Source organism: Streptomyces sp. ICN903, from assembly GCF_022015835.1.
Taxonomy (GTDB): domain Bacteria; phylum Actinomycetota; class Actinomycetes; order Streptomycetales; family Streptomycetaceae; genus Streptomyces; species Streptomyces fenghuangensis.
On the sequence record NZ_JAKMAY010000346.1, the window covers coordinates 1 to 5,549 of the forward strand.

Genomic DNA, 5,549 nt, shown 5'->3' on the forward strand with positions numbered 1-5,549 from the left:
CCCCCGCGACCCACGTGCCCGGGCGACCCCCCGTCTGCGACGATGCCCCCATGACTGCTGCAACCCCTTCCAACCAGTCACCCACCGAGCGCCGGGTCTCGGCCCGCGTCGGCTCGATCTCCGAGTCCGCCACGCTCGCCGTCGACGCCAAGGCCAAGGCCCTCAAGGCGGCCGGGCGGCCGGTGATCGGCTTCGGCGCGGGCGAGCCCGACTTCCCGACCCCCGACTACATCGTCGAGGCCGCGGTGGAGGCCTGCCGGAACCCGCGCTTCCACCGCTACACCCCGGCCGGCGGGCTCCCCGAGCTGAAGGAGGCCATCGCGGCGAAGACGCTGCGCGACTCCGGCTACTCGGTCGAGGCGTCCCAGGTACTGGTCACCAACGGCGGCAAGCAGGCCATCTACGAGGCCTTCGCCGCCATCCTCGACCCGGGCGACGAGGTCATCGTCCCCGCGCCGTACTGGACCACCTACCCCGAGTCGATCCGGCTGGCCGGGGGCGTCCCCGTGGACGTGGTCGCCGACGAGACCACCGGCTACCGGGTCTCGGTGGAGCAGCTGGAGGCGGCCCGCACCGAGCGCACCAAGGTGCTGGTGTTCGTCTCCCCCTCCAACCCGACCGGCGCCGTCTACTCGCGCGCCCAGGTCGAGGAGATCGGCCGCTGGGCCGCCGAGCACGGTCTGTGGGTGCTCACCGACGAGATCTACGAGCACCTGGTCTACGGCGACGCGGAGTTCTCCTCGCTGCCGGTTGTCGTGCCGGAGCTGGCCGACCGGTGCGTGGTCGTCAACGGCGTGGCCAAGACGTACGCCATGACCGGCTGGCGGGTGGGGTGGATCATCGGCCCGAAGGACGTGGTGAAGGCCGCCACCAACCTCCAGTCGCACGCCACCTCCAACGTCTCCAACGTCGCCCAGGCCGCCGCGCTGGCCGCCGTCTCCGGTGACCTGGAGGCCGTGGCGCGCATGCGCGAGGCGTTCGACCGCCGCCGCAGGACGATCGTGCGGATGCTGAACGAGATCGACGGCGTCACCTGCCCCGAGCCGGAGGGCGCCTTCTACGCCTACCCGTCGGTCAAGGGCGTGCTGGGCCGGGAGATCCGCGGCCGGCGCCCGGCCACGAGCGTGGAGCTGGCCGAGCTGATCCTGGAGGAGGCCGAGGTCGCGGTCGTCCCCGGTGAGGCGTTCGGCACCCCGGGCTACCTGCGGCTGTCCTACGCGCTGGGCGACGAGGACCTGGTCGAGGGCGTCTCGCGGATCCAGAAGCTGCTGGCCGAGGCCAAGTCCTGAGCCGGCCTGAGCCGGCCTGAGCCGGCCCGAGCCGCTCCGGTCCGGCCCGGCGGCACCCTCACCGGGGCCCCGGAGCGCCCACGGACGGGCCCGCGCGAGCACTGCTCGCGCGGGCCCGCTCGCGTGTTCCGGCCCCTCCCCGATCGTGGTGGTGACTTCCGGGCGTGTCGCGAGTGCGGCAAAATCTTCGGATGGAAAGCGCTCGTGACGTCCGCAAGCTCCCGAAGGCCCATCTCCACCTGCACTTCACCGGGTCCATGCGCCCGGGCACACTGCTGGAGCTCGCCGACAGACACGGCGTCCACCTCCCGGACGCGCTGAGCAGCGGACGCCCCCCGAAGCTGCGGGCCACCGACGAACGCGGCTGGTTCCGCTTCCAGCGGCTGTACGACGCCGCGCGCTCCTGCCTGCGCACGCCCGACGACATCCGGCGGCTGGTCCGCGAGGCCGCCGAGGAGGATGTGCGGGACGGTTCCCGCTGGCTGGAGATCCAGGTGGACCCGACCTCCTACGCCCCGCGCCTGGGCGGGCTGATCCCGGCGATGGAGATCATCCTGGACGCGGTGGAGAGCGCCTCCGCGGAGACCGGGCTCGGCATGCGCGTACTAGTCGCCGCGAACCGGATGCGGCATCCGCTGGACGCCCGCACCCTGGCCCGGCTGGCCGTGCGCTACGCCGACCGCGGCGTGGTGGGCTTCGGTCTGTCCAACGACGAACGGCGCGGCTTCGCCCGGGACTTCGACCGGGCCTTCGCCATCGCGCGCCGGGGCGGCCTGCTGGCGGCCCCGCACGGCGGCGAGCTGTCGGGGCCGCAGTCCGTCGCCGACTGCCTGGACGACCTGCGCGCGGGCCGCGTCGGGCACGGGGTGCGCGCCACCGAGGATCCGCGGCTGCTGGCGCGGCTGGCCGCGCAGGGCGTCACCTGTGAGGTCTGCCCGGCCTCCAACGTGGCGCTGGGGGTGTACGACCGGCACGAGGACGTACCGCTGCGGACCATGTTCGAGGCGGGGGTGCCGCTGGCGCTGGGCGCCGACGACCCCCTGCTGTTCGGCTCCCGGCTGGCCGCGCAGTACGAGATCGCGCGGCGCCACCACGGCTTCACGGACGAGGAGCTGGCGGAACTGGCCCGCCAGTCGGTGCGCGGTTCGCGCGCCCCGGAGGACGTCCGGAAGGCGATCCTGGCGGACATCGACGCCTGGCTGGTGGAGGAGCCGGGGCAGGCCCCGTCCGCGTCCGTGTCCGGGCCCGCATCCGCCTCCGCCTCGCAGGGAGCCGTCTGAGCCGCGGGGAGTGTTCCGAGGGGACGGGGGTGCGGGCGCCCCCTCAGAGCGAGCAGCCCACGGTCACCGGCTCGTTGACCAGCGTCACGCCGAACGCCTCGCGCACGCCGTCGCGGACCTCGCGGGCCAGGGCGAGGAGGTCGGCGGTGGTGGCCGAGCCCCGGTTGGTCAGGGCGAGGGTGTGCTTGGTGGAGATCCGGGCCGGGCCGTCGCCGTAGCCCTTGGCGAAGCCGGCCCTGTCGATCAGCCAGGCGGCGGAGGTCTTCACCAGGCCGTCCCCGGCCGGGTAGGCGGGCGGGGCGGTGTCCGGCCCCAGCCGCTCGGCGACGCGGGCGAGGAAGGCGGCGTGCTCGTCCTCGGTGAGCACGGGGTTGGTGAAGAAGGAGCCGGCCGACCAGGTGTCGTGGTCCTCCGGGTCGAGCACCATGCCCTTGCCCGCGCGCAGCTTCAGAACGGTCTCGCGGGCCCGCTCCACCGGCACCCGCTCACCGGTCTCCACACCCAGCGCCCGCGCGGTCTCGGCGTAGCGCAGGGGCGCCGAGAGGCCGCCCGCGTCCTCCAGCTCGAAGCGGACGCGCAGCACGACGAAGCGGGTGGGGTCGGCCTTGAAGCGGCTGTGCCGGTAGGAGAACCCGCACTCGGCGGCGGGGATGGTGACGGTCTCGCCGGACCGGCGGTCGTAGGCGACGACCTCGGTGATCGTGGAGGAGACCTCCTGGCCGTACGCACCGACGTTCTGGATGGGCGTGGCACCCGCCGATCCGGGGATGCCGGCCATGCACTCGACGCCCGCGAGCCCGGCCTCGACGGTGCGGGCGACGGCCTCGGACCAGTTCTCGCCCGCCGCCAGCTCCAGACGGGTGCCCTCCAGGCGGAAGCCGGTGGTGGCGATGCGCAGGGCGGTGCCCGCGAAGCCCTCGTCGGCGATGACGAGGTTGCTGCCGCCGCCGACGAGCAGCAGCGGGGTGCCGTCGGCGTCGGCGGCCCGTACCGCCTCGGTCACCTCCTCGTCGGTGGTGGCCGTGACCAGGCGGGCCGCGGGGCCGCCCAGACGGAAGGTGGTCAGCGGGGCGAGGGGCGCGTCGTGGAGTTCCTGCACGCGCCCAAGAGTACGAGAGCGGCCGTACGCGTATCCGTACGGCCGCCTCCACCGGACGTGTGGCCGTGGTACCGGCGCGGCGGCGCGCTCAGGCGAGCCGGACCACCGCGCGGGACATGCCCAGCACCTTCTGCCCGGCGCTGGTGACCGTGAGGTCCACCCGGACGGTGCGGGCCTCGTCGTCGAGCTTGGCCGCGACCTTGCCCGAGACCTCGATCACGGCGCCCGAGCCGTCGTCGGGGACGACGACGGGCCTGGTGAAGCGCACGCCGTACTCCACGAGCGCGCCCGGGTCGCCGGTCCAGTCGGTCACCACGCGGGCGGCCTCGGCCATGGTGAACATGCCGTGCGCGATGACGTCGGGGAGGCCGACCTCGCGTGCGAACCGCTCGTTCCAGTGGATCGGGTTGAAGTCGCCGGAGGCGCCCGCGTACCGCACGAGCGTGTCGCGGGTCACGGGGAAGCTCCGTGCGGGCAGCTCGGTGCCGGCCTCGACGTCCGCGTACGCGATCCTCGCCGTCATCCGCCTCACTCCCCCTGCTTGCCGGTCGTGCCGTCGGCCGCGCGGGCCACCAGCTTGGTCCAGGCCGTCACCACGTGCTCGCCGGCCTCGTCGTGCACCTCGCCGCGGATGTCCAGGATGTCGTTGCCCGCCATGGACTTCACCGCCTCGATGGTGGAGGTCACCGTGAGCCGGTCGCCGGCGCGCACCGGCCGCCTGTAGGCGAACTTCTGGTCGCCGTGCACCACCCGGCTGTAGTCCAGCCCCAGCTTCGGGTCCGCGACGACCTCCCCGGCCGCCTTGAAGGTGATGGCGAAGACGAAGGTGGGCGGGGCGATCACGTCGGGGTGACCGAGCTCACCGGCCGCCTCCGGGTCTGTGTAGGCGGGGTGGGCGTCACCGATGGCCTCGGCGAACTCGCGGATCTTCTCCCGGCCGACCTCGTACGGCGCGGTGGGCGGATAGCTCCGCCCCACGAAGGACTGGTCGAGCGCCATGGCCCGGTACCTCCATACGGCTTGCGGGTGGTTGCTGATCGGACGGCTCGGACGGACGCAAAGCCGTGAGGCCGCCCCCGCGAACGGGGACGGCCTCACGGCTTTGCGTGTCTGTGCGCGGCGGCCTGGCCGGTCGCGGCGTTTATCGCGTCTCGCGGTGCGCGGTGTGCGCGTTGCAGCGCGGGCAGTGCTTCTTCATCTCAAGACGGTCCGGGTTGTTGCGCCGGTTCTTCTTGGTGATGTAGTTCCGCTCCTTGCACTCCACGCAGGCCAGCGTGATCTTCGGGCGGACGTCGGTGGCAGCCACGTGAGTGCTCCTTGACGGCTGGGACGGGTTTAACGCAGAAAGAGTAGCCGATCGGAGGACCGACCCCGCAATCGGCTACTGGGTTTGGTAGCGGTGACCGGACTCGAACCGGTGACACAACGATTATGAGCCGTTTGCTCTACCGACTGAGCTACACCGCCGCGATGCGGGCGGCCCCCGCCTCTCGACGGGAGCCTCACACATCAGAGCCCCAATACGGAATCGAACCGTAGACCTTCTCCTTACCATGGAGACGCTCTGCCGACTGAGCTATTGGGGCGAGCGATGAAGACATTACACGCTCGGAGCGCCGAACGTGAAATCCGTATCGGCCACACCTCCGTACGGCGGCACCGGCCGGGGGCCCGCGCCCTTCTTCCGGCGTAGCGGAGCGGTCGCCGGTACGACTATTGGGCTCCCACGTGATGGCGGCGCGCCCCGGGGCCGGCCCGGTCCTAGGCTTCGGTGCACCCCAGCGATCATGAGCGAAACGCGGGAGCCCCATGCCCGACAGCCAGCCGCAGGAACCGGCGCAGCCCGATCGCGACGCGCCCCCGCCCCCGGGCCCCCCGAAC

The 5,549-nt window shown here is 72.8% G+C and carries 6 protein-coding genes and 2 tRNA genes; 2 read left to right on the plus strand and 6 right to left on the minus strand.

Going from position 1 to position 5,549, the window contains the following annotated elements; translation table 11 throughout:
* Positions 1-50: 50 nt before the first annotated feature.
* The gene (locus L7D48_RS25130; protein ID WP_237882796.1) at positions 51-1,289 is read left to right on the plus strand and encodes a pyridoxal phosphate-dependent aminotransferase; all 1,239 of its coding nucleotides are present in this window, start codon (positions 51-53) and stop codon (positions 1,287-1,289) included.
* Between the two features lie 191 nt (positions 1,290-1,480).
* On the plus strand, positions 1,481-2,569 hold the full coding sequence (locus L7D48_RS25135) for an adenosine deaminase (RefSeq protein ID WP_237882797.1): 1,089 nt from the start codon (positions 1,481-1,483) through the stop codon (positions 2,567-2,569).
* Positions 2,570-2,612: 43 nt separating this feature from the next.
* Here L7D48_RS25135 and L7D48_RS25140 read toward each other — a convergent pair whose 3' ends face one another.
* From L7D48_RS25140 to L7D48_RS25165, 6 genes are all read right to left on the minus strand, one after another.
* A complete protein-coding gene (locus L7D48_RS25140; RefSeq protein WP_237882798.1) occupies positions 2,613-3,668 on the minus strand; it encodes a UDP-N-acetylmuramate dehydrogenase in 1,056 nt (351 codons plus the stop codon).
* An 88-nt stretch (positions 3,669-3,756) separates the two neighbouring features.
* Entirely contained in the window at positions 3,757-4,191 is a 435-nt protein-coding gene (locus L7D48_RS25145) for a MaoC family dehydratase (protein ID WP_237882799.1), read from the minus strand.
* Between the two features lie 5 nt (positions 4,192-4,196).
* Entirely contained in the window at positions 4,197-4,667 is a 471-nt protein-coding gene (locus L7D48_RS25150; protein ID WP_237882801.1) for a MaoC family dehydratase N-terminal domain-containing protein, read from the minus strand.
* A gap of 142 nt (positions 4,668-4,809) precedes the next feature.
* A complete protein-coding gene (rpmG, locus tag L7D48_RS25155) occupies positions 4,810-4,974 on the minus strand; it encodes a 50S ribosomal protein L33 (protein ID WP_003948671.1) in 165 nt (54 codons plus the stop codon).
* An 85-nt stretch (positions 4,975-5,059) separates the two neighbouring features.
* A tRNA-Met gene (locus L7D48_RS25160) sits at positions 5,060-5,135 on the minus strand.
* Between the two features lie 46 nt (positions 5,136-5,181).
* A tRNA-Thr gene (locus L7D48_RS25165) sits at positions 5,182-5,254 on the minus strand.
* Positions 5,255-5,549 lie beyond the last annotated feature (295 nt).

Coding starts and splice junctions, on each gene's coding strand:
- L7D48_RS25135 (WP_237882797.1), top strand. CDS start 1,481: ATGGAAAGCGCTCGTGACGTCCGCAAGCTCCCGAAGGCCCATCTCCAC.
- L7D48_RS25145 (WP_237882799.1), bottom strand. CDS start 4,191: ATGACGGCGAGGATCGCGTACGCGGACGTCGAGGCCGGCACCGAGCTG.
- L7D48_RS25130 (WP_237882796.1), top strand. CDS start 51: ATGACTGCTGCAACCCCTTCCAACCAGTCACCCACCGAGCGCCGGGTC.
- L7D48_RS25150 (WP_237882801.1), bottom strand. CDS start 4,667: ATGGCGCTCGACCAGTCCTTCGTGGGGCGGAGCTATCCGCCCACCGCG.